The organism is Flavobacterium sp. GSP27 (assembly GCF_003970395.1).
Taxonomy (GTDB): Bacteria; Bacteroidota; Bacteroidia; order Flavobacteriales; family Flavobacteriaceae; genus Flavobacterium.
This window is the reverse complement of record NZ_RYDP01000002.1, coordinates 107,846-133,607: the sequence shown is the minus strand read 5'-3', so window position 1 is coordinate 133,607 and position 25,762 is coordinate 107,846. Positions and strand designations below refer to the sequence as shown.

The window sequence follows — 25,762 nt, the reverse complement described above, 5'->3', positions numbered from 1 at the left end:
CATCCAGCCTTCAAAAGGCTGGATGCTGTATAAAAGATATAGCGGAAAGCGGGAGTAATCGTCATAAAAATCCCAAAACCTACTGCTCCTAAAAACCAAGACATTATCGTATTTAAATTATTTTGCAAATTAAGATAAATGTGTTACTTTTGCAGTCCTTTTGGTGAATAAGAGTTTCCTTTAGGTATTACTTAATTATACAAACAACTTCTGTTGTTTTCTAGCACATTAAGAAACTCGAGAGAATACAGAATACAAATTTTCAATCAGCATGTCTGAACAAGTAAAATCACAAGAAGAGTTTTTAGCAAATTTTAACTGGCACAACTTTGAAGAAGGTATTGATGCAGTGGATCAAAAAAACTTATTAGAATTTGAAGAACTAGTTTCAAAAACATTTATCGCTACAGATCAAGAAGAAGTAGTAGATGGAACAGTTGTTAGAATTACAGATAGAGACGTTATTGTTGATATCAACGCAAAATCGGAAGGTGTTATTTCATTGAACGAATTCCGTTACAACCCAAGCTTAAAAGTAGGTGATACTGTTGAAGTATTAATTGACATCCGTGAGGATAAAACAGGTCAATTAGTATTGTCTCACAGAAAAGCACGTACTATCAAATCATGGGATAGAGTTATTTCGGCTAACGAAACAGGAGAAATCGTTAATGGTTTTGTAAAATGCAGAACTAAAGGTGGTATGATCGTTGACGTTTTCGGAATTGAAGCGTTTTTACCAGGATCTCAAATTGATGTTAAACCAATTAGAGACTACGATGTATATGTAAACAAAATGATGGAATTCAAAGTGGTAAAAATCAACCACGAATTCAAAAATGTTGTTGTTTCTCATAAAGCGCTTATTGAAGCGGATATCGAAATCCAGAAAAAAGAAATCATCGGTCAATTGCAAAAAGGACAAGTATTAGAAGGTGTTGTTAAAAACATTACTTCTTATGGTGTCTTTATTGACTTAGGTGGAGTTGATGGATTGATTCACATTACTGACCTTTCTTGGTCAAGAATCAACCACCCATCTGAAGTATTGGAATTAGACCAAAAATTAAATGTTGTAATCCTTGATTTCGATGACGAAAAAACAAGAATTCAATTAGGATTGAAACAATTAAACGCTCACCCTTGGGATGCTCTAGATGCTAAATTAGCAATTGGAGACAAAGTAAAAGGTAAAGTAGTTGTAATAGCTGATTACGGTGCATTTATTGAAGTGGCTGAAGGTGTTGAAGGTTTAATCCACGTTTCTGAAATGTCTTGGTCTACTCATTTACGTTCTGCTCAAGATTTCGTAAAAGTAGGAGATATTGTTGAAGCAGTTATCTTAACATTAGACAGAGATGACCGTAAAATGTCATTAGGTATCAAACAATTGTCTCAAGATCCTTGGACTGATATCACTTCTAAATATCCTGTAGGTTCTAAACATTCAGGTATCGTTAGAAACTTTACAAACTTTGGTATTTTCGTAGAACTAGAAGAAGGAATTGATGGATTGATTTACATCTCAGACCTATCTTGGACTAAGAAAATCAAACACCCATCTGAATTTGTAAATGTTGGTGAAAAACTTGATGTAGTAGTATTAGAATTAGATGTTGATGGACGTAAATTATCTTTAGGTCACAAACAAACTACTGCTAATCCTTGGGATCAATATGAAGATTCATTTGCAGTTGGAACAATCCATAACGGTGAAATCTCTGAAATTGTTGACAAAGGAGCTACTGTAGAATTTGGTGATGATATCGTTGCTTTCATTCCTACACGTCACCTTGAAAAAGAAGACGGAAAGAAATTGAAAAAAGGCGAAACAGCTGATTTCAAAGTTATCGAATTCAACAAAGAATTCAAAAGAGTGGTTGCCTCTCACACTGCTATCTTCCGTGAAGAAGAAGAGAAAAATGTGAAAACAGCTACTGAAAACACATCATCTTCAGCATCTACAAACAATGCTTCGGCATCAACTTTAGGTGATAGTAATGATGTATTAGCAGCATTAAAAGCTAAAATGGAAAAATCAGAGAAAAAATAATTTCTTGATTTTTTTGAATATAGAAAGCTCCACAGTAATGTGGGGCTTTTTTTTGCTTCCTTTTTAAGGAGCATAACATATAAGTTCACCATCCACAATCGTCCCGCTGTTCGCAGTATCTTTTTATTGTGCAGTACTAATTTTTAAAAAATAACTTTGGGTAGCACCATAAAAAGGATACTTGCTGCCATCTGAGCTATTTTACTTCGTTTCATTTTCATAACACTATTAAAAAAATATAATTATTTGAAAATCAATATTTTGAAAATTATTTTTATTTTTTTAAAACCAAAAGTAATAATAGTGCGTAAATGCTTTTATATAACTTTTAAAAAAAAAATATGAAAACTAGAAAATTTTTATCAATTGCATTAATGACATTAGTATTTGGAGCTACATCTTTCGCTCAAAAAAGTGTAATGGTTGGAGGAGCAGCGATGTATCCAACTAAAAATATTGTTGAAAATGCGGTAAACTCTAAAGACCATACTACTTTAGTTGCAGCTGTAACAGCAGCTGGTTTAGTTGAAACATTACAAAGTACAGGACCATTCACCGTTTTTGCCCCAACAAATGCTGCGTTTGAAAATTTACCAGCAGGAACTGTAACTACATTGTTAAAACCAGAAAACTTAAAGATGTTACAAACAATACTTACGTACCATGTTGTAGCTGGAAAAATGAATGCTTCAGATATTGCTAAAGCAATTAAAATGGGAAAAGGAAAAGCAACCTTAAAAACAGTTAGTGGCGGAAACTTAACTGCTTGGATGAAAGGTAAAGATTTATATATCTCGGATGAAAATGGAGGAAAATCTAAAGTAACAATTGCTGATGTGAACCAATCTAATGGTGTGATTCACGTTATTGATGCAGTTGTATTACCTAAACAATAATTTTTGATTAGAGGTTGATATTTTGTTAGTCTTAAGAGCCCTCGCAATTTGCAGGGCTTTTTTGTTATAAAAAAACCCCGATACTAAGTTTTTTAGCATCGGGATTATATTTTACTTAGATAAAATTGAACTTATCTCAAAGTGGCTCCGAGTTCAGTTATAAAATTATTTTGCAACTTGCTCATAATTCTGTCAATTTGCGCATCCGTCAGTGTTTTAGAACAGTCTTGAATAGCGAAACTTAAAGCGTATGATTTTTTCCCTTCAGGAAGATTTTGACCTTGATATACATCAAATAAATTAATGTCTTTTAAAAGTGTTTTTTCTGTCTGACGTGCAATGTTATAAATACTTTCATAAGTTATGTTTTGATCTATAAGCAAAGCCAAATCCCTGCGCACTTCCGGATATTTTGGAATCTCGGTATATTTTATCTTCGCAGAAATTAATTTTAAAATTAGAGCCCAATTAAAATCCGCAAAAAATACTTCTTGTTTGATTCCAAAATGCTTCAATATTGATTTTTTTACCACCCCAAATTCTACCACAGTATCTTTGTGACATCCAATTGCAATTCCTTCAGAAAAAATATCAGATGTAACAGGTAAATTTTGTGTTTTTTGAATCCCTAATCTTGAAAGGATCCCATGGACATAGCCTTTGAACAAAAAGAAATCAGAGGGTTTTTGAGCGTTAGTCCAATTTTCTTGATTTCTGTTTCCGGAAAGAAATAAAGTCAAATGTTTTTTCTCTTCATAACCAGCAAGATAGTTGTGGTATGATTTTCCAAATTCAAATAATTTTAAATCGGAATTTTTACGATTAATATTATAGGAAACAGCCTCTAATCCGGAGAATAACAGGGATTGTCGCATTGTTGATAAATCAGCACTTAACGGATTCAGCATTGTTACGTTATGTTCTTCTTTAAGTATTTCACTTAGCGCTACATAAGAAGCGGTCGTCAGCGAATTAGCCATCATCTCATTAAATCCTTGAGAATTTAATTGTGTGGCAATCAGATTTTGTATCTTATAGTCTTCGTTTCTGGGAGAATTAGAAACAGTAGCATTCAATTTTTTTGAAAATTTAATGTTATTGTAACCGTAAACCCTTAATATTTCTTCAATTACATCAATTTCTCTTTGTACATCAACCCGATAAGCCGGAATGGTTAAACCTAAACCTGCGTCAGAAACACTATTGATTTTAATTTCTAATGATGCTAATATTTGTTTGATCGTATCTTTTGGTAATTCCTGACCAATTATTTTAGCGACTTTACTAAAATTTAAAAACACTGAAAAGTCTTCCAATTTTTTTGGATACATATCCACAACATCGGATGTTATTTCGCCTCCTGCTACTTCTTGTATTAATAGAGCTGCTCTTTTTAGGGCGTATGCGGTAATGGTTGGGTCAATTCCTCTTTCAAATCGAAAGGAAGCATCCGTATTCAATTGATGTCTTTTCGCTGTTTTACGAATACTTACGGGATTAAAATAAGCACTTTCCAAAAAAATAGAATTGGTATGTTCACCTACTCCTGATTTTTTTCCGCCAAAAACACCGGCAATACATAAAGGTCCTTTTTCATCACAAATCATTAAATCTTCTTCGTGTAAGGTTCTTTCTACATCATCAAGAGTAATGAATTTAGTTCCGGCAGGAAGTGTTTGTACGAGTATCTTTCCATTAATTTTTGCAGTATCAAAGGCATGAAGTGGTTGACCCAGCTCATGTAAAACATAATTGGTTACATCTACAATATTATTTTTAGGATTGATTCCAATAGCTTTCAATCGGTTTTGCAACCAAGCTGGTGATGGTTTTACCTCTATACCAGAAATGGTTACACCACAATATCTAGGAGCCAGTTTAGACTCTTTGACATCAATATCAATTTTTAAGGTTCTTTTATCTACTCTAAAATTACTTACCGAAGGGGTGATCAGTTCTACATTGACACCGCTTTGCAGCATTCCTGCTCTCAAATCCCGAGCAGTTCCCAAATGGCTCATGGCATCAGCACGATTGGGTGTCAATCCAATTTCGAAAACTTCGTCATTTTCAATTTTAAAAACGGTTGCTGCTGGAGTTCCTGCTGCTAAAGCATCGTCCAGTATCATAATTCCGTCATGGCTATCGCCTAGTCCTAGTTCATCTTCTGCACAAATCATTCCGTGACTTTCCTGTCCGCGAATTTTTCCTTTTTTTATTATAAAAGCAATTCCCGAGGCGTCATATAATGTGGTTCCAATAGTAGCAACCGGCACTTTTTGTCCTGCAGCAACATTAGTGGCACCACATACAATCTGTACAGGAACGCCATTTCCTAAATCGACTGTGGTAATTTTTAATCGGTCAGCATCCGGATGTTGGATGCACGTAAGCACGTGTCCTACAACAATGCCTTCTAATCCGCCTTTTACGGATTGATATTTATCAACAATTTCTACTTCTAACCCTAAATCAGTTAGTAATGCTGCAGTTTCCTCGGATTTCCAGTCTATTTTAATAAATTGTTTTAACCAGTTGTAAGATATTTTCATCTTTTAATTTTAATGAGACTGCAAATATAAGGATTGCAGTTTGGAGTAAGAAACAATTTTTTTGGTTTTTTACAACTCATTTATATGGATTGACTATGTACCAAAAATACAGATAAAGGAATCTTAAATATAATTATATGTGAATTAAACAATAAAATTAGGTTAAAAAAACACATATTTAAATTTAATGCTATTACTTGAATGAATTGTGCTATTCTAAAGAGAAATAGGTAACTATTTTTGATAAAATATAAACAGATAACAATATGGATAACGTGGCACAAAGACCAGAATTTAAGGCAAAATATGATAATTATATTGGGGGAAAGTTTGTTGCACCAATTAAATACTCATGCATTCTTTGATTAATTTATTAATGGTAGCTGCCAGTTCTACATTGTTGTAGAAAAAATAATTTTGGTAGTTTAATTGCCAAAATTGGTCGTTTCCGTCTTTAGGATACCGTTCGTTCAAAAACTGTAAGGTATCTATAATCTTAGTTTGCTCTATGGCCAAAACCAAACACTGTGTTGGATTTTTTCTTGTAGCCTCCGGGAAATCAATTTTCATTTCTACATTTGAGGGAATCACTACTGTTTCTCCTGGTAAGTACACAAAGCTCGGATCATCAAAAAGATGCATTACTTTTTTACCTCTGAGCATGCTAGTCACTACAAAATCATTAAATTTTAGAGGAACTAATGCCGATGATTCATAAGTTTCAAAAAGATTTAGTTCGCAATGGTTCAAAGAGTAAACCGTTCGGTTCTCCACTAATGTTTTTAACGATTTCTCGTTTGATAAATGCGGTGGGTTGATGAAGGTACCATTACTATTCATAAATTTAAACTTTAAAAAAGGAAAAGTCTAAATTTAAAGTAAATAACTTAAATTTTAGTGCTATTTATGGAATATTTAAATTAATTCTTCGACGTGTTTTTTTATGTTTTCCGCCATTTTTTTAGTGGGCAGATCATTGGCATCCATGCCAAAAGGATCTTCAATTTCTTCGGCAATCAGCTCTAAACTTGCTAAAACATAAAAGATAAATACCACAACCGGAATTACATAATATCCCAAACTGAACACGTATCCAAAAGGCAAAGTCAGTACATAAATAAAAATAAATTTTTTGATAAAAGCACTGTATGAATAGGGGATAGGAGTGTTTTTTATACGTTCACAAGCACCACAAATATCTGTAAACGAATGAACTTCAGTATTTAAAATCAAGAGTTGGTCGCCTGTTATTTTTTTAGAAACATACAAATCATTGATTTTTTGAAACATCATTTTTGCGACCTGATTAGGCTTGTGTTTCTGATGATCAATGTCTAAATCCAAATCGTCAAAAAGTTGCAGGCTGGTGTCACGGTCGTTTAAATGTTTGTGTAAAATTGAGGCATACCCGGGAATTATTTTGCGAAAGTAATTACGATCTTTTTCGTCCTGCAACATTGCAGACAATTTAATAGATAAATTACGACTGTTATTTACCAATGATCCCCATAATTTTCTTCCTTCCCACCAGCGATCATAAGCTGTATTGGTTCGGTAGGCTAATAATAATGAAATTACAAAACCCAACATTCCGTGCATTATTGAAATGTTTTTTACGGGACTGTTATCCGGCAAATGCCAATATTCAATTTCCAAATACCCTATTATACCGGAATAAACACCAATAAGTAGCATCATTGGTATCAATTTCCGAAAAGTATCGGCTTTGCTTAAATGGAAAATAAAACTAATCCAATCTTTAGGGTTATACGAAGTCATTCAGATTTTTTATTTGCAAAAATAAACTAAAATGAACTTTCTGGTTCTAAATAAGGAATCAAAATTTTTACTGTAAACTACCATTCGTTTTGTCCTTAAAATTTGAAAATTGAGCCATGGAAAAAAGAACAAAATTGTGAATTATTGTCAAATTAAAAAATAAGATTTCCCGCCAATTCTCGAAGTGCAATTTCAGATAATTTGCCTTGAAATTGGGCGTTACTATAGCGAACCTTTGCATTAACATAATTCAATTGTGCGGTTCTGAATTCTAGAGTGGTAATGGTTCCAATGCGAAATTTATCTAAAGTTATAGTCAAATTCTGTTGGGCTATTGCTTGATTTTTTTCTTCTAATGTTATCAATTCTAAATTGGTCAAATAGGTTTGATAGGAGGTTGCCAATTGAGCATTTAGGATCAAATTTTGTTGCTGAATTGATATTTTGGAATTTTCAATTTGAATTTTCGCTATTTTTTCATTTCTATTTTGAGAAAAGCCATCAAACAGGTTTAATGTTGCTGTAAAGCCATAATTAAAACCTCTGGATTGCGATTGTGTGACGAAACCAAGACTGGATTGACTTTCTGAAAAGTTATAGGCCGTATTAACTCTGATTGTAGGATAACGTCCTGCTTTGATTTGCTTCAATTGCAATTCAGCTACTCTTTTATTGATGATCTGAGCTTCTAATTGTGGATTTTGCTTTTCGGCCAGCACAGTAAGTTCCGGAAGAAATAACAGTCGGTCTACTGCAAGTACATCGATTACTTTAAAATTAATTTTAAGATCTCTGGCCATAATTTGATTCAGCAGGATTTTGCTGTTAGCATAGAGTTCTTTTTGTCTTAAAAGTGCGACTTGGTCAGTATTTAAATCTACCTGAGCATTCAAAACCTCTAATTTAGATGCTTTTCCGATTGTAAATCGGTTTTGTGCCAAAATTAATCGCTGATTTGAAATAACAATTGTCGTATCCAGAGCGGCCAATTGTTGTTGTTGCTGCACTAAATCATAATAAGCAGCATTTACGTCACTAATTTTAGTAATTAAGGTCAGCTTTAATTGGGCTTCCCCAAGTTTTTGTAACTCTTTGAGCTGGTTCATTCGGGCAAACATTCGGAATCCGTCAAAAATGGTCCAGTTCAGACCTACACCATAACTCAAACTGTTATTTTTAGCATTGTCTAATTTCGTTTCTGCTCCGTCTTGCCTGGTTTGGGAACTATTTTGAACGCTGTTATTATCCACTACAGAAGCTGTTACGGTGGGTAGCATTCCTGCATTTCCAACCGCTACGTTTGTTTTTTCTATTTTTAAATTATTGGCTGCAATTTTTATTTCGTAATTGTTTTCCAATGCTATCTTTATGGCACTTTCCAATGTTAGCACTTCTTGTGCTTGGGTATTTAAAATACAAAAGAAAATTAAAATTAAACTGCGAAAGAGTATTTTAGTGTTTGTCATAATTGTTTTTTTTGTCACAGATAAATCCTTGTCATTTGTAGCTCCGTTCAAATTATCGAACTTCTTTTTCATATTCTTCAATATGATCAAATTCAGGATAATGTTTTCGAGCTTTAGACCACATTAAGTACATGGCAGGGATTACAAATAAAGTTAGAATTAAAGAGAAAATTGTTCCGCCAACAATGACAACTCCCATTCCAATTCTACTGGTAGATGCTTCTCCTAAAGATAGCGCAATAGGCAAAGCTCCCAATGAAATAGCTAAACTAGTCATTAAAATAGGACGAAGTCTGGATTCAGAAGCTTCTAAAATAGCCTCCAGTTTTGGTTTTCCTTCTTCTCTCAGTTTATTGGCAAACTCAACTATCAAAATCCCATTCTTCGTGACTAATCCAATAAGCATTACCGTTCCAATTTGGCTGAAAATATTCCACGTCTGATCAAACAACCAAAGGGAGAATAAAGCACCTGCAACAGCCATTGGAACTGTCAAAATAATAATTAAAGGATCGATAAAACTCTCAAATTGTGCTGCCAGAATCAAAAATATTAACAGTAAAGCCAATCCAAAAGCAAAAGAGGTATTAGAACTACTCTCTACATAATCCCTGGATTCGCCCCCTAAATCAGTGGTAAAAGTGTCGTCAAGTACTTTCGCTTTAATTTCATTCATGGCATCAATTCCATCACTGATACTTTTTCCCGGTGCTAATCCGGCAGTTACAGTGGCTGACATGTATCGGTTATTGTGGTACAATTGTGGCGGATTGCTCTGTTCTTGAATACTAACAACATTATCCATTTGGATTAATTCTCCACTACTATTTTTTACATACATAGAAGTTAAATCCAAAGGTTTGGATCGATCTTCTTGTTCAAATTGTCCAATGACCTGATATTGTTTTCCATTGCGCATAAAATAACCAAAACGCTGTCCGCTCAAAGAAAGTTGTAAGGTTTGTGCAATATCCATAACAGATATACCTAAACTTTTCGCTTTTTCCCGATCAATAGTAACATTGATTTCGGGTTTGTTAAATTTTAGGTTTACATCGGTAACCGAAAACGTAGGGTTTTTGGCAGCCTCATCCATAAATTCAGGAATCTTTTTTTCTAATTGTTTAAAATTAGGTGCCTGAATAATGTATTCAATCGGTAGACCTCCACGTCTGTTTACTGCAATAGTAGGTTCCTCAATAACTGAAGTCTTAATTTCGGGATATTTTTTTGTTAATCGGTTTAATTTTTCTGCAATTTCCTTTTGAGATTTTTCTCGTTCCCCTGTTTCTGAGAGTGCCATTCGAATCATTCCACTATTTACAGAGGAGGAACCCCAACCCGGTGATGTAATTACTAAAGCAACCTTTTTTTCCGGAATAGAATCATCTACTAATTGTGATAATTCTTGCATAAAGCGGTCCGTGTATTCGTAGGACGAACCCTCAGGAGTTGTCATTCTCATAACAAGAGCACTACGGTCATCGTAAGGTGCAGTTTCTTTTTGCAATAAATTAAAAAATACATATATTAATCCAAAACAAGCTATAAGAATGGGAAAACTGATCCATTTTCGTTTCATAAAAGTACTTAATGCACTGGCATAACCACTATTCAATCTTTGGTAAAATGGTTCCGAATAAATATAGAATTTTGATTTTTTTTGTTCCCCGCCTTTCATCAAATAGGCATTTAACATAGGTGTTAATGTTAATGAGACAAAAGCCGAAATTAATACTGCGGCTCCTATGACGACGCCAAACTCCCGAAATAGCCGCCCAACAAATCCTTCCAGAAAAATTACCGGTAAAAATACGGCTGCTAAAGTAATTGAAATCGAGATTACAGCAAAAAAGATCTCATTAGAGCCTTTTATAGCTGCCTCAATTGGAGACATCCCTTCTTCGACCTTCTTAAAAATATTTTCCGTGACAACAATTCCATCATCAACGACCAGCCCTGTAGCAAGAACAATAGCTAATAAAGTCAGCACATTTATCGAGAAACCAAAAAGATACATGATGAAGAACGTAGCAATTAGCGAAACCGGTATGTCAATTAAGGGTCTAATGGCAATAGCCCAATCTCTAAAGAATAAATAAATGATCAGAATTACCAAAATGATAGAAATTAACAAGGTTTCAGCCACTTCAATAACGGATTTTTTTACAAAAATAGTGCTGTCAATAACAATGTTTAATTTAATATCTTTGGGTAAATCCTTTTTTAATTTATCATATTCTTTGTAGAATTCTTTAGAAATATCTAAATAATTTGCACCAGGAAGCGGAACTATAGCTACACCCACTAACGGTAAACCGGATTGCGTCATTTTTGTTTCCAGATTTTCAGGTCCTAAAACCGCTGTACCTATATCACTAAAAAGAACCGTTTTTGCTCCTTCGGAACGAATGATAATATTATTGAACTCTTCGGCTGTAGATAAATTTCCAACTGTTTTTACTGTTAATTCCGTATTATTGCCCGTTATTTTTCCAGAAGGGAGTTCTACATTTTGTTGATTTAAGGCATCTCTAACTTCGGCTACGGAACATCCGTAAGCGGCTAATTTGACAGGATCAATCCATAAACGCATGGCAAATCTCTGTTGTCCCCAAATTTGAACTCCACTGACTCCAGGGATTGTTTCTAATCTTTGGGCAATAACATTTTCAGCATAATCACTTAATTCTAGGGAATTTCTGGAATCACTTTGAACTGTCATCGAAATAATGGCCCGACTATCGGCATCTGCTTTAGAGACAACAGGAGGGGAATCAATGTCTTCTGGCAAATTTCGTACTGCCTGAGATACTTTATCCCGAACATCATTGGCGGCAGCTTCAAGATCCTTACCTAAATTAAATTCAATGGTTATGCTGCTGTTTCCTTGGGTACTCGACGAAGTAATATTTCTAATTCCTTCAATAGAATTGATTGCTTTTTCTATAGGCTCGGTAATTTGTGACTCAATAATATCCGCATTTGCTCCGGCATAATTGGTTCGAATCGAAATTTGCGCAGGATCAATAGAAGGAAATTCCCGGACTCCCAAAAAACTATATCCAATTATTCCAAATAACACAATGGAAAGGTTCATTACTATAGTTAATACAGGTCTTTTAATACTTAAAGTTGATAAACTCATTGTTTTAATTTAGTTTTTAATCCCAATAAACAAAGGGATTTAATTTTAAGGGTATTGACCTTAAATATTATTTTTAGCGACAGTTACTTTTACAGGAACATCATTTTTTAAGGACATAATACCACTGGTCAATAACGTATCACCCGCCTTAAGTCCTGAAAGTACTAAGATGGAAGCATCCGTTCTGGTGGCGGTTTCGACCATCACTTGCTTTGCTTTCCCTCCACTGGAAATAAAAACTTTTTTACCGTTTTGAACCGGAATGATCGCTTCTGTTGGGACTAAGATCGCATCTTTGATAATATCCAAAGGCATTTCTACATCGGCAAAAAGTCCCGGTAATAAGTTACCGTCTTTGTTTTCTGCTAATGCTCGTACTTGTATGGTTCTGGTAGCTACAGACACTCTTGGCTCAATAGCATAAATCATAGCGCTATATTTTTTATTAGATCCGGCTACTGTAAAGTGTAAAGAGGTGTTTTTCTTAATTTGTGTAGCATATTTTTCAGGAATCGAAAAAGTTATTTTTAGCTTGCTGGTGTTCACAAGATTTGCAATCAACATGGAAGGTGTAATATAAATCCCCGGAGAAATAGAACGCAAACCAATTTTTCCTGAGAAGGGCGCTCGTACAGATGTTTTGGCAATTTGAACTTGAATCAACTGAGTTTGGGCTTCTGCTGATTTTAGATCCGCTCGGGCTAAATCATATTCTTCCTGGCTAATGGCTTCTTTTTGAAGTAATAATTGTGCTCTTCTAGCATTTTCTGAAGCTAATCCTTCTCGAGTAGATGCTTGTCTCAATTGGGCTCTTAACTCTAAATCATTCACTTTAAAAAGTACTTGACCTTTGCTAACGCTACTTCCTTCCTCAAAATAAATTCGTTCAACAATTCCTGAAACTTCACTCCGGATTTCAACCTGTTCATTGGCTTCAATAGAACCAGATAGCGATAAATTATTATCAAACGTTTGTGGCTCTACAATAATTCCACTGACATTCATTGATTTGATGTTTCCTGATTGATCTTTTGAATCGCCACTTTTACTTTTGTTTTCTTTTATTCGGTAACCAATAAATCCAATGATTCCAATTGTTAGCAAGGCATAAACTAGGTATTTAATTTTCATAGTTATTAAGTAAGATTAGGTCTCAGTTTTTTAGTTAAAGACAAATTTAGGTTTTAGAAATGAATTAATTGAGGTGTTAATTTTTATTTAACGTTTGTACATACAAATGTCTTGTCCGTAAAAAATACGTTTCTGAATTATAAATATTTTAGAAATATAGCATTAAAAAAAATGTTTTCGGAAACTCATTAGATTGTAGGACTACAAAAAACGGAAATGGTTTAATTGATAATAGAAAAAATAGTATTTAACGAAACTAAATTAAAAAGTACATACGATCAAAAATTACGTTAGAAAGATAAAATATCAACTTCTCACCGTTTTAGTTTTAATCAAAAACAAAAGTTGAACATTATTCTCAAAATAAGAATTTAGGTTAGCTAATATAATTCCAGATGTTTTTCTTTTTTGTCATTTCGATAAAAACGGCTCTCAAAGCGGTATGCTCCGGTTTTTGCATCCCTGCATCTTCTTTAAGAAGTTTTAAAGCATAATTTCTGGCTAAAGCTAAAGTATCTCTGTCTCGAACTAAATCGGCAATTTGAAGATTCAGTACGCCGCTTTGTTGTGTTCCCATCAAATCACCCGGACCACGAAGCTTCAAGTCGACTTCCGCAATTTCGAAACCATCGTTTGTTTGCACCATCGTTTCCATTCGGGTTTTACTGTCAGAACTCAATTTGTGACTTGTCATCAGGATGCAATAACTTTGCTCCGCACCACGCCCCACGCGACCTCGAAGCTGATGGAGTTGCGACAATCCAAAACGTTCCGCACTTTCAATAATCATCACGCTGGCATTAGGAACATTCACGCCAACTTCAATTACAGTTGTTGCGACCATAATATTAGTTTTCCCTTCTGAAAAGCGTTTCATTTCTGCATCCTTTTCCGCTGGTTTCATCTTTCCGTGCAAAATTGAAATCGAATACTGTGGCAATGGGAAATCTCTGGAAACACTTTCGTAACCGTCCATTAAATCCTTGAAATCCATTTTCTCCGATTCCTGGATGAGCGGATACACAATATAGATTTGGCGACCCAAAGCGATTTCGTCCCGAAGGAATTTCCAAACCTTCAAACGGTTGCTGTCAAAACGATGTACGGTCTGAATCGGTTTTCGTCCCGGAGGCAGTTCATCAATTACTGAAATGTCTAAATCGCCATACAAACTCATCGCCAAAGTGCGGGGAATAGGCGTGGCGGTCATTACCAGAACGTGTGGCGGAATCACATTTTTCTTCCATAATTTAGAGCGTTGCTCTACGCCAAAACGATGTTGCTCATCAATTACAGCCAGTCCTAAATTCTTGAATTTTACTTTATCTTCTAGTAAAGCATGCGTTCCGATGAGGATATGTAACGTTCCGTTTTCCAGTTCTTCATGGATAATTCGGCGTTGAGCTATTTTGGTGGAACCTGTTAGGATTCGGATATTTATATTTAAAGTTTCGGCCAATTCGGATAAACCGATAAAATGCTGATTGGCGAGGATTTCTGTTGGTGCCATCAAGCAGGCTTGGAAGCCATTATCAAGCGCCAAAAGCATGCTCATAAAAGCCACAATTGTTTTTCCGGAACCTACATCGCCTTGCAGCAATCGGTTCATTTGGGCGTTGCTTCCCATATCGGTTCGGATTTCCTTTATCACTCTTTTTTGAGCATTTGTCAGTTGAAAAGGCAAATGATGCTGATAAAAATCATTGAAGTTTTCGCCTACAGTTGTAAACGGATGTCCTTTTATTTTATGTTTTCGGATGAGATTCTTCGTGATTAATTGCAATTGGATAAAGAACAATTCTTCGAATATTAATCGGAATTTGGCTTTTGCTAAAACATCAGCACTTTTTGGAAAATGAATGTTGAATAAAGCCGCTTTTTTAGGAATCAGCTTCAATTCGTTAATCAAATAATCCGGTAAAGTTTCCGTGAATAACGCTTGTGTTTCCAGAAACAATTGCTGCATCAGTTTATTAATCACCCGGTTTGAAATTCCGCGATTAGTCAAAGTTTCTGTCGAAGGATACACGGGTTGCATCGCTGAACGCAGACTTTGTTCATGCTCTGTCATCAATTCAATTTCGGGATGCGCCATGTTGAACGCATTTCCAAAAGAGGTGCATTTCCCAAAAATAACACACATTTCATTGAGCTTTAAACTCTCCCGAATCCATTTGTGACCTTGAAACCAAACGAGTTCCATTTGTCCTGTATCATCTACAAAAGTCGCTACCAATCGTTTTTGGTTTTTGCCAAATTCTACAGTTTTGATGTTGATGATTTTACCGATAATTTGAACTTCGGCACTATTATTTTGCAGTTCGTTAATCTTGTAATAGCGCGTTCTGTCTATGTATCTATTTGGAAAAAAATTAACCAAATCCACGTACTTATAAATTCCCAATTCCTTACGAAGCAATTCGCCCCGATTGGAACCAACACCTTTCAAGTATTCGATGGGAGTGAGTAGGAGGTTTTGCATTTAGTTTTTTTTGGACACGGATAAAACGGATTTGCAAAAGCAAAAACGCAGATCAATACGGATTTTTAATTTGATGGAGCGAAGATAGTTTTTTGTTTGGAAATTTGGAAATGAGAATGTTTGGAAATAGCATAGGAAAATTGTTATATTTGAGGAATTGTTGCAACATATTTAATTATATGATGTAATTTTCTCTGTTTAAATAATTAAATTAAAAAAATCAAATATGAAACCTGTTTTATCACTTGTATTGACCTTATTTTTATTATTTTCTTCTAATATTTCTTTTGGACAAACAGTAAACAATGAATTAAAAATAACACAAATCACAGGTGATTTTTACGTGTACACTACGTATAAAATGTTTGGAACCAAAAAGCAAGATGCTAATGCCATGTATGTCGTGACTCCTGAAGGTGTTATCCTTTTTGATTCTCCATGGGATACATTTCCTTTTCAGTCGCTACTAGACACGATTGAAGCAAAACATCATAAAAAGATAATTTTAGCAGTTGCTACGCATTCCCATGAAGATAGAACTTCAGGACTTGACTTTTATAAACAACTTGGAATAAAAACTTACACAACTAAGCAAACGGATGAAATTTCGATAGAATATGAAAGACCAAGATCCGAATTTTTGATTGAAAAAGATACCGTCTTTAATGTGGGAGACTTTAAATTTGAAACCTATTATGCTGGAGAAGGACATACAAAAGATAACATTGTAATTTGGTTTGAGAAACAGAAAATTCTTTATGGTGGTTGTTTAGTAAAAAGCATTGATGCTAAAGATTTAGAATATGTAGGGGAAGCAAATGTTACAGAATGGCCAAATACGATTAAACGGGTTCAAACTAAATTTAATAAACCGAAGTTTATAATTACAGGACACCATGATTGGAAAAGTATATATTCCTTAAAGCATACTTTAGATTTATTGCGAGCGAATGAAAAGAAAAATAAGTATAAAAAATAAGGTCATCTATCCAACGTTTTTTAGTTTCAGTTTTTTTTTGATTAATAGACAAAATTTCTGATTTAATTAAATAAAAAAAATTCCCTCCAAACACAATACCTTCGCAAAAATAAAAAAGCTTAAAAAATGACAACTCATCTCGCATTACTCCGTGGCATCAATGTTTCAGGTCATAGTATGATAAAAATGGAGGCGCTAAAAACAACTTTGGAAGCCATTGGTTTTCAAAATGTACAAACGTATATTCAATCGGGAAATGTTTTTGTAGATACAGAAGAAGAAAGTTCAGCTGCTGTTGGATTCAAAATAAAACAGGAAATTTTCAAGGCTTTTGGTCATGAAGTTCCGGTTGTAGTCATTAGCTCTGCAGATTTAGAAGCATGTTTCAAGAACAATCCTTTCTTGAAGGAAAAAGATATTGATACTAAGAAGTTATATGTGGCTTTTATTTCGACTACGTTACAAAGTAGCAGTATGAATGATTTGAGAATAAGTCAGTTCAAACCAGATGAAGCCAGTATTGACGGCAGCAGAATTTTTATTAAATATGCTGTTGGCGCCGGAAAAACCCGATTCGATCAAAAATACATCGAGAAAAAACTAAACGTTATTGCAACAATCCGCAATTGGAATACTGTGACGCAATTACTGAAACTTTACGAGGAAAGATAATAAGACTTTAAAATCTAGTATAACCGCTAATTCGCTAATTTTCAAATGTTATCATCCATTTGAAATTTGCGAATTAGCGGTATTTTTTTAGAGTCAAAACAAGGATGTTTCAGAATCTATTTTTAATTTTAGAAATAAAATATTTATAATTTGACGTAACTTTTTACAAAAAGAATCATCTCAATAATATCTGTGTAAACGATGTCAAATATTATTTTACGCTTTTAGTTAAAAAAGTAAATTAATAAGTGCTTATTGAACATTTTGATGCGGTTAAATTTAGGATTATGAAGCATTTTTGCGAAAGAGATCTCAGGAGTTGAAAAATTTTTGGTACTTTTTTTTTAAAACCTTAATTATAAAAATGAAGCCTATCCTAAAGTACTGAATTTATTAGCCATTAAATAGATTATTTTTCAACCAGATCACAATACCAAAAACCAAAATCAAATGCATCAGAAGCGCTCGTGTCACAAGCAGTATCAGATGGATCTTCCTTTTCTGGTTTTTCGTATTTTCTATAAACAACTTCGCCAATTTCGAAATTGATAGGTTTCGAGAAAATGGGACCGTCAAAAGTGAAGGTGTGAAATTCTCCGTTTTCTCCGCAAACATCTACATTTTCAGGTAATTCATTGATGAAATTTTGATCAATCACGCGACCAACGAAGCTTTTATCTAAAAAGCGTTCATTGACGCAAACCACAATTGTTTTAAAACCTAAATTGATAAATTCTTGAATTAAATCATGTGTTGGGATTTTCCAAAGCGGAAAAATACCTTCAAAACCTATTTCGGCTAATTTTTCCTCTCGGTATTTACGTAAATCTTCCAGAAAAATATCACCAAAAATCGAATGTGTAACACCTTGGTTTTTTAGTTTTGCCAATGTTTCCCGCATCACATTTTCGTACACCTCCATGGTTGGCATTTCAGGAATTTGCATAATTTCAAGAGGCAATCCAATGCTTTCGGCTTGTTGTTTCAATAATTCTACTCGGACGCCATGCATTGAAATACGCTGATGTTCTTGGTTCACACTGGTCAGTAAACTGGCAATTTCAATTTCTGGATTTTGTAGCGTTTTATATAAGGCCAGTGCAGAATCTTTTCCGCTGCTCCAATTAAATAAGGCTTTCTTTTTCAATGTAATTATCTTATAATTTTCTGTAGGTAAACTTACAAAATTTGTCGGATTAGTTTAGGAAACCTTTGTAACTTTGGAAATCATGCAATAATTTTAAATGCCATTATTTAAAAATAGATATCAAACCGAATCAAATCGATTTAAAAATTGGGATTATTCCAGTAAAGCTATTTATTTCATTACTTTGGTTCCTCAGAATAGGGAATTCATTTTTGGAACTATTGCTGATGATAAAATGACACTAAACGATAACGGAAAAATCATTGAAACGGAATTGTAGAAATCAATTACAATAAGGGAACGTTGGTTTTTTCATAATTGGGTCATTATGCCCAATCATATTCATTTGTTGATTGAAATTGTTTCGTCATCCGACGTAGAGACGCACTGCAGTGCGTCTCTACCATACAACCGGAACAACCAATGATAAATACCATTTGGCAATCAAATTATCACGATCATATTGTACGCAATTACAATTCATTCCATGCCGTATATCATTACATAAAAAACAATCCTAAAAATTGGAATACAGATTCCATAAATCCAAAATAGAATGAAATACCTATTCTTTTTTATTTCCACGTTCACATTCGCCCAACAAACCCAATTTGTTGATTTTAAATCAGTTTTAGGGAAAATTGTAATAAATCCAATTGAAAGAACTGTTTCTGGTGATGTTAATTATGATTTTAATGTTTTGAAATCTATAGATACCATTAAAATTGATGCCCAAAACATAGAATTTTCAGATGTAAAACTGAACGGAAAACCGATTAATTTTCGCAATACTGAGACACAATTACAAATTATATTTCCGTTCACAAATGGAAAAAACAACCTGACTTTTCAGTATTTGGCAAAGCCAAAACAAACGATGTATTTCGTGGGTTCAGAAGCAAATGATAATTTACAAATTTGGACGCAAGGACAAGGAAAATATACCAGTCATTGGTTTCCGAGTTTTGATGATGTGAATGAAAAAGTGGTTTTCAATTTGAATATTATATTCAAAAAAGAGTATCAGGTAATTTCAAATGGAACTTTGAGATTTAAATCTGGATTTGATGGACTTTCGGTTTGGCAATACCAAATGCAAAAACCAATGAGTTCTTATTTATTGATGCTTACCATCGGTAAATTTGAAAAAAAAATCGAGAAATCAAATTCTGGAATTCCTTTAGAAATGTATTTGGGACTAAAAGACGTTTCCAAATTTGAACCAACCTATCGCAACTCTAAAAAAATGTTTGATTTCTTAGAAAAGGAAATAGGAGTGAAGTATCCTTGGGAAATTTACAAACAAGCACCTGTTCGAGATTTCTTGTATGCCGGAATGGAAAATACATCAGCAACGCTTTTCAACACGCGTTATGTGGTGGATTCTACAGGTTTTGAAGACAGAAGTTACACGAATGTCAATGCGCATGAATTAGCACATCAGTGGTTTGGGAATTTAGTCACTGCCGAAAGCAGCAAGCATCATTGGTTACAAGAAGGTTTTGCAACGTATTATGCACTTTTAGCCGAAAAGGAAATCTATGGAGAAGATTATTTTTATTCCAAATTATATGAGTCGGCATCACAATTAAAATACGCTTCCAGAACGGATAGCATTCCGGTTTTGAATGCCAAAGCCAGTTCATTGACTTTTTATCAAAAAGGAGCTTGGGCACTTTTTGTTTTACACAAAGAAATAGGGGATAAGGCGTTTAAAAAAGCGGTAAAAAGTTATTTAGAAAAAAATGCATTTCAAAATGTGAATACAACAGATTTTTTTGCTGAAATCAAAAAAGTATCTAGTTATGATTTAGATAATTTTAGTGAAGTATGGCTTGAAACTACTGTTTTCAATACACAACAAGCCAATAGTTTATTGCTTAAAAACAAATCAATTCAGGCGTTGTTTGAAGTCGATAAATTAAAAAACAAACCGTTGTCAGAGAAAAAGGATTTTCTTGAAAAAACAATGCAATCTGACGTCTATTTTTTGGTAAAAGAAGTTATTTTAAATCAATTAAAAAATGAAAAATGGGAAGATAAAAAAGAACTTCTGGCATTGGCTTTAACAACTGAAAATCTCCAAGTGCGTCAGGCTGTAGCTAGTACTTTGACTAAAATACCCGAAGATTTCCGTTTGCAATATGAGACTTTACTCGATGATCATTCCTATCAAACCCAAGAAATAGCGTTGTATCATTTATGGAATAATTTCCCCGAATATCGCTCTCTTTATTTGGATAAATCCAAAGACTGGATTGGTTTTAATGATTATAATCTTAAAACCTTGTGGCTTAGCTTAGCCTTGTCAAGTCCAGATTATGCATCAGACAAAACGGATTTAATCACGGAATTGGTGAATTATTCTTCTTCAATTTATGAAGCGACAACACGCCAAAATGCTTTGGAAAATCTTCTTACTTTTGGAATAATAAACGACACGGTTTTGAAAAACTTGATCAATGCATCAACACATCAAATGTGGCAGTTTTCAAAATTTGCGAGAGACAACATTAGAACCTTGCTAAAAAACAAAGAAATGCAGCTTTCATTCGAAAGGATTTTACCAAATTTGATTGAAAAGGAGCAATTTCAATTGAAAAGATTGATTTTTTAATTACTTTAACGAGATAATAATATAAGATTTATTATTTCAATATAAAATAGATGAAAGCATTAGTCATTTCAGGGGGTGGTAGTAAAGGAGCATTTGCAGGCGGGGTAGCAGAATTTCTTTTAGAAAAAGAAGCCGATAAATATGATCTTTTCGTCGGAACTTCAACTGGAAGTTTGCTGATTCCTCATTTGGCTTTAAATAAAATTGAAAAAATAAAAGAAATTTTTACCTCTGTAAATCAGTCCAGTATTTTTAGTAGACGTCCTTTTTTTGTAAAAAATAAAAATGGGGTATTTGTTATTTCGATAAACCATTTTAATGTACTAATCAATCTCATCAGAGGGAGTAAGACTTTTGGAGAAAGTCATAGTTTGAGAAAATTAATTCGAAAATCCATTACTCGTGAAGAGTTTAAAGAGTTAAAAGCCGGGAGCAAAGATGTTATCATTACCGTTTCCAATTTGAGCACTAATGAAGTGGAGTACAAGTCAATTAAAGATTTTGAATATTCTGAGTTTTGTGATTGGATCTGGATTTCATGTAATTATCTTCCCTTCATGAGTTTGGTTAATAAAAAAGGAAGTGATTATGGCGATGGTGGATTTACCAATTTAGTACCAATTCGAGAAGCCATAAATCGAGGAGCAACAGAAATTGATGTTATTATCTTGCAAACAGAAACCCAAATTAGTAAAAAAATTATCAGTAGAAACCCTTTCTCTTTATTGGTAAATTTATTTGGGACTGTTCTCGAACAGGTAAAGAAAAAGGACATTGCCATTGGTCTTTTGGCAGCAAAGAATAATAATGTAACCATAAATTTTTATTATACTCCAACGCATTTGACTGATAATGCGCTTTTTTTTAACAAAACAGAAATGAAAAAATGGTGGAAACAAGGTTACGAATACGCATTGACTAAAAGTGAAATTATGAGTGATATAAAATAACTCTTACCACAATTGTCCCACTTCGTTTTTAATATAAGCCAATGCTGCAGTGCTTGGAGAAGGTTTCTCTAATAAATCTTCAATGATAATTTCCCGCAAACTATTTGCGTCTTTTACTCTTTCATTAGTTGTTGCCAAACGAATCATTTGAATGGTTGCATTTTTGGCTGTAACAATAATGGACCAACACTCATCCGAAATGTAGATTTGCTGTGCTAAATTGTGTTCATACTCTTGTTCGATTTGTGCAATTACAAAATTGCGATACTCGTTTTTATCTTCTGAAAGAGGGGTAATTCGAACTAAAAGTTTTGAAGGATTGATCCGTTCCATAAACAAAGCCATACGCTCATAAGCCTGCAAGCGCAGAGGCAATAAGTCTTTTTGAGCGTCTTTTTGTAATAACCAGCGTCTTGTATTTTGTTGGTCTTTGAAATAAGCGTTAAATAAATAATAAGCAACACCTCCAGTAATTAGTGAAGGTATTGTGTAGCCCAGAATTTCTATGATTTTTGTAGAATCCATTTTGATGTGAAAATTATTTAGCAAAAATATACTTTTTTGAGTATAAATCAATTTCTATTTAATAGCAATAAATGAAACCGAATGCTATTTTTGTTGTTCGTAACAAGAATATTTTAATTGAATACTATGATGGAGACTTACGTTTTGGCTTTACTTTGTATTGCGGCCTTTGCTGCTGGATTTATTGATGCAATTGTTGGAGGTGGCGGATTAATACAAACGCCTATGGGATTGGTTTTATTACCGAATCTTCCTGTTGCAACCGTAATTGGAACCTTGAAAGTTCCTGCTTTTAGTGGTACTTCCTTTGCAGCATATCAATATCTAAAAAAGGTAGATATGAACTGGAAACTATTGTCGATTATGATGCTTTTGGCCTTTCCATCGGCATTTTTGGGTTCTACTTTATTGACGTATGTGAGCAATGATTTCATGAAACCGTTATTATTGGTGGTTCTTTCTTTTTTAGTTGTTTACACGTACGCCAAGAAAAATTTTGGACAACATATTGAAAAAAATCATTCCTCAAGAACTCAAATTTGTAATGCTATCGGAATCAGTTTTGTAGTTGGTTTATATGATGGATTTATCGGACCGGGAACCGGAAGTTTTTTGGTTGTGGCTTTTATTGCCATTATGGGTTTCGATTTTTTGCACGCTTCCGCAAATGCGAAAATGGTGAATCTGGCGACAAACTTTGGTTCTATATGTTTGTTTATTTTAAAAGGAAAAATTATTTGGGCAATTGCACTACCCATGGCTGCCAGCAATGCATTAGGCGGATGGATTGGAGCAAAAATAGCCATTAACAAGGGAAATAGTTTTATTCGGATTTTTTTTCTAGTTGTAGTTGTTGGGACTTTAATCCGTTTTGCGTACGATGTGTTTTTGAGATAATAAATACAAGAATATCTTATTAAGAAGAGTCGCAAAATGAATTAGCCAATTGTTGTTTTTTGGTACTGAAAACCTCATTCAAAATCGCTATTTTTGCATAATAAAACTTAAAATTTTCCATGCACAAATATATCGATCAACTTAATGAAGCCCAACGTGAACCCGTTTTGCAAAAAGACGGACCCATGATAATTATTGCGGGTGCAGGTTCCGGTAAAACGAGGGTGTTGACTATCAGAATTGCTTATTTGATGAGTCAGGGTGTTGATGCGTTTAGTATCTTATCGCTTACTTTTACCAATAAAGCGGCCCGAGAAATGAAAAAAAGAATTTCGGATATCGTGGGAGCCGGAGAGGCAAAAAATCTTTGGATGGGAACATTTCACTCGGTTTTTGCTCGAATTTTACGCTCAGAAGCAGAACATCTTGGTTATCCTTCAAACTTTACCATATATGATTCTCAGGATTCATTGCGTGCCATTTCCGGAATAATCAAGGAAATGCAACTGGATCGTGATGTGTACAAACCCAAACAGGTTTTAAGCCGAATTTCAAATTTCAAAAACAGTTTGATTACGGTAAAAGCATATTTTAATGATCCTGATTTGCAAGAAGCGGATGCAATGTCTAAAAAACCTCGAATGGGCGAAATTTATCAAAATTATGTGGACCGATGTTTCAAAGCAGGCGCCATGGATTTTGATGATTTGTTATTAAAAACCAATGAATTACTGACTCGTTTTCCGGAAGTTCTGGCCAAATATCAAAACCGTTTTCGCTATATTTTGGTAGATGAGTACCAAGATACAAATCACTCGCAATATCTTATTGTTCGGGCTTTATCCGATAAATTTCAGAATATTTGTGTGGTCGGCGATGATGCACAAAGTATTTATGCGTTTCGTGGTGCAAACATCAATAATATACTGAATTTCCAGAAAGATTATGAAGGCGTAAAAACCTTCAGACTAGAACAAAATTACCGTTCGACAAAGAATATTGTTGAAGCAGCAAACACTATTATTGATAAAAATAAAGTAAAACTGGACAAAATCGTTTGGACCGCCAATGATTTTGGTCCCAAAATAAAGGTTCACCGCAGTTTAACAGACAACGAAGAAGGCCGTTTTGTAGCCGGTACGATTTGGGAGCAAAAAATGCAAAATCAAATGCCTAACGGTGCGTTTGCCATTTTGTACCGGACCAATGCACAATCCCGGGCTATGGAAGATGCGCTTAGAAAAAGAGATATTCCGTACCGGATTTATGGTGGACTTTCTTTCTATCAAAGAAAAGAAGTCAAGGATGTTTTGTGTTATTTACGATTGGTTATTAATCCAAAAGATGAAGAAGCTTTAGTTCGGGTAATTAATTATCCGGCACGTGGGATTGGGAATACAACAATCGAAAAACTAACCATTGCAGCCAATCACTACAAACGTTCGATGTTTGAAGTGATGCAAAACATAGAGCGAATTGATTTAAAACTGAATTCCGGAACCAAGCAAAAACTATTAGATTTTGTTACGATGATTCAGAGTTTTCAGGCTATAAATGAAAATCAGGATGCGTTTTATTTAGCGGATCATGTTGCCAAAAAAACAGGATTAATTCAGGAATTAAAAAAAGATGCTACACCGGAAGGAATGGCTAAAATTCAGAATATTGAGGAATTACTAAACGGTATTAAGGATTTTACAGATGGCCAAAAAGAAGTGGATGGAGCCCGTGGCGCTTTGTCTGAATTTATGGAGGATGTGGCTCTGGCAACTGATTTAGACAAAGACACCAGTGATGAAGACCGCGTGGCGTTGATGACCATTCACTTAGCTAAAGGATTAGAATTTCCTCATGTTTTTGTAGTGGGAATGGAAGAAGATTTGTTCCCGAGTGCCATGAGTATGAGCACGAGAAGCGAACTAGAAGAAGAACGCCGCTTGTTTTATGTGGCTTTGACCCGTGCGGAGCACCAGGCGTATTTGACCTATGCACAATCACGATACCGTTGGGGAAAATTGACTGATAGTGAACCGTCGCGTTTTATTGAGGAAATCGACAGTCAATATCTGGAATACATTACACCTCCTGAAAATAATTACAGGTATAAACCAATGATTGATAGCGATATTTTTGGCGATGTAGATAAATCTAGATTGCGTCTGGCAAAACCAGCTAGCGGAACCCCGCCGACCAAATATAATACAGATAATGAAACTAAATCGGATATAAATATTCGTAAATTGAAACCTGTTAGTAATAATGCTGCTTCAGGAAGTGCTAATTTATTCGATAATAAACTGGTTGCTGGTAATATAGTGATGCACGAACGTTTTGGGAAAGGCGAAGTGTTAAACCTTGAAGGAGTGGGAGCCGACAAAAAAGCCGAAATCAAATTTGAAGTAGGCGGAATAAAGAAATTACTGTTGCGTTTTGCTAAACTGGATATTATTGGATGAAAAACTAAAAAA

The 25,762-nt window shown here is 34.3% G+C and carries 18 protein-coding genes; 9 read left to right on the top strand and 9 right to left on the bottom strand.

The window, feature by feature from the left end:
• Positions 1–271 precede the first annotated feature (271 nt).
• Positions 272–2,053, top strand: coding sequence for a 30S ribosomal protein S1 (gene rpsA, locus EKM05_RS02545; protein WP_126459583.1), 1,782 nt, complete (start codon positions 272–274; stop codon positions 2,051–2,053).
• A 341-nt stretch (positions 2,054–2,394) separates the two neighbouring features.
• On the top strand, positions 2,395–2,949 hold the full coding sequence (locus EKM05_RS02540) for a fasciclin domain-containing protein (protein ID WP_126553302.1): 555 nt from the start codon (positions 2,395–2,397) through the stop codon (positions 2,947–2,949).
• A 131-nt stretch (positions 2,950–3,080) separates the two neighbouring features.
• Here EKM05_RS02540 and pheT read toward each other — a convergent pair whose 3' ends face one another.
• From pheT to recG, 7 genes are all read right to left on the bottom strand, one after another.
• Positions 3,081–5,501, bottom strand: a complete 2,421-nt coding sequence (pheT, locus tag EKM05_RS02535; protein WP_126553300.1) for a phenylalanine--tRNA ligase subunit beta — start codon at positions 5,499–5,501, stop codon at positions 3,081–3,083.
• Positions 5,502–5,843: 342 nt separating this feature from the next.
• Positions 5,844–6,341, bottom strand: a complete 498-nt coding sequence (locus EKM05_RS02530; protein ID WP_231507348.1) for an AraC family transcriptional regulator — start codon at positions 6,339–6,341, stop codon at positions 5,844–5,846.
• 75 nt (positions 6,342–6,416) lie between these two features.
• Positions 6,417–7,280 (bottom strand): bestrophin family protein, encoded by an 864-nt coding sequence (locus tag EKM05_RS02525; RefSeq protein ID WP_126553298.1) that lies wholly within the window; start codon positions 7,278–7,280, stop codon positions 6,417–6,419.
• A 152-nt stretch (positions 7,281–7,432) separates the two neighbouring features.
• Positions 7,433–8,746, bottom strand: a complete 1,314-nt coding sequence (locus tag EKM05_RS02520) for a TolC family protein (RefSeq protein ID WP_126460124.1) — start codon at positions 8,744–8,746, stop codon at positions 7,433–7,435.
• 52 nt (positions 8,747–8,798) lie between these two features.
• Positions 8,799–11,894, bottom strand: a complete 3,096-nt coding sequence (locus EKM05_RS02515) for an efflux RND transporter permease subunit (protein WP_126553296.1) — start codon at positions 11,892–11,894, stop codon at positions 8,799–8,801.
• A gap of 60 nt (positions 11,895–11,954) precedes the next feature.
• Complete coding sequence (locus EKM05_RS02510) at positions 11,955–13,025, bottom strand: efflux RND transporter periplasmic adaptor subunit (protein WP_126451460.1); 1,071 nt, start codon at positions 13,023–13,025, stop codon at positions 11,955–11,957.
• Between the two features lie 376 nt (positions 13,026–13,401).
• The gene (recG, locus tag EKM05_RS02505) at positions 13,402–15,507 is read right to left on the bottom strand and encodes an ATP-dependent DNA helicase RecG (RefSeq protein WP_126553294.1); all 2,106 of its coding nucleotides are present in this window, start codon (positions 15,505–15,507) and stop codon (positions 13,402–13,404) included.
• Positions 15,508–15,733: 226 nt separating this feature from the next.
• Between recG and bla the strand changes: the two genes are divergently transcribed.
• Both bla and EKM05_RS02495 read left to right on the top strand, forming a co-directional pair.
• A complete protein-coding gene (bla, locus tag EKM05_RS02500) occupies positions 15,734–16,486 on the top strand; it encodes a BlaB/IND/MUS family subclass B1 metallo-beta-lactamase (RefSeq protein ID WP_126553292.1) in 753 nt (250 codons plus the stop codon).
• 126 nt (positions 16,487–16,612) lie between these two features.
• Complete coding sequence (locus EKM05_RS02495) at positions 16,613–17,158, top strand: DUF1697 domain-containing protein (protein WP_126459600.1); 546 nt, start codon at positions 16,613–16,615, stop codon at positions 17,156–17,158.
• A 409-nt stretch (positions 17,159–17,567) separates the two neighbouring features.
• On the opposite strand, the gene EKM05_RS02490 is transcribed toward EKM05_RS02495, so the two are convergent.
• A complete protein-coding gene (locus tag EKM05_RS02490) occupies positions 17,568–18,305 on the bottom strand; it encodes a diphthine--ammonia ligase (RefSeq protein ID WP_126553290.1) in 738 nt (245 codons plus the stop codon).
• 97 nt (positions 18,306–18,402) lie between these two features.
• Between EKM05_RS02490 and EKM05_RS02485 the strand changes: the two genes are divergently transcribed.
• The 3 genes from EKM05_RS02485 to EKM05_RS02475 all read left to right on the top strand — a co-directional run bounded on the left by EKM05_RS02485 (position 18,403) and on the right by EKM05_RS02475 (position 21,872).
• The gene (locus tag EKM05_RS02485) at positions 18,403–18,585 is read left to right on the top strand and encodes a hypothetical protein (protein WP_126553288.1); all 183 of its coding nucleotides are present in this window, start codon (positions 18,403–18,405) and stop codon (positions 18,583–18,585) included.
• Positions 18,586–18,861: 276 nt separating this feature from the next.
• On the top strand, positions 18,862–20,922 hold the full coding sequence (locus EKM05_RS02480; RefSeq protein WP_126553286.1) for a M1 family metallopeptidase: 2,061 nt from the start codon (positions 18,862–18,864) through the stop codon (positions 20,920–20,922).
• Between the two features lie 50 nt (positions 20,923–20,972).
• Entirely contained in the window at positions 20,973–21,872 is a 900-nt protein-coding gene (locus EKM05_RS02475) for a patatin family protein (RefSeq protein WP_126459609.1), read from the top strand.
• A gap of 3 nt (positions 21,873–21,875) precedes the next feature.
• Here the strand turns inward: EKM05_RS02475 and EKM05_RS02470 are convergent, their stop codons facing one another.
• Positions 21,876–22,397, bottom strand: coding sequence for a hypothetical protein (locus tag EKM05_RS02470; RefSeq protein ID WP_126514826.1), 522 nt, complete (start codon positions 22,395–22,397; stop codon positions 21,876–21,878).
• Positions 22,398–22,526: 129 nt separating this feature from the next.
• Here EKM05_RS02470 and EKM05_RS02465 point away from each other — a divergent pair, with 129 nt between their 5' ends.
• Together EKM05_RS02465 and EKM05_RS02460 are read left to right on the top strand one after the other, a co-directional pair.
• On the top strand, positions 22,527–23,294 hold the full coding sequence (locus EKM05_RS02465; RefSeq protein ID WP_126553519.1) for a TSUP family transporter: 768 nt from the start codon (positions 22,527–22,529) through the stop codon (positions 23,292–23,294).
• 119 nt (positions 23,295–23,413) lie between these two features.
• Positions 23,414–25,750 carry an ATP-dependent helicase gene (locus tag EKM05_RS02460; protein WP_126553284.1) on the top strand — a complete coding sequence of 779 codons (2,337 nt, stop codon included), beginning with the start codon at positions 23,414–23,416 and terminating at the stop codon, positions 25,748–25,750.
• The last annotated feature ends 12 nt before the right edge of the window (positions 25,751–25,762 follow it).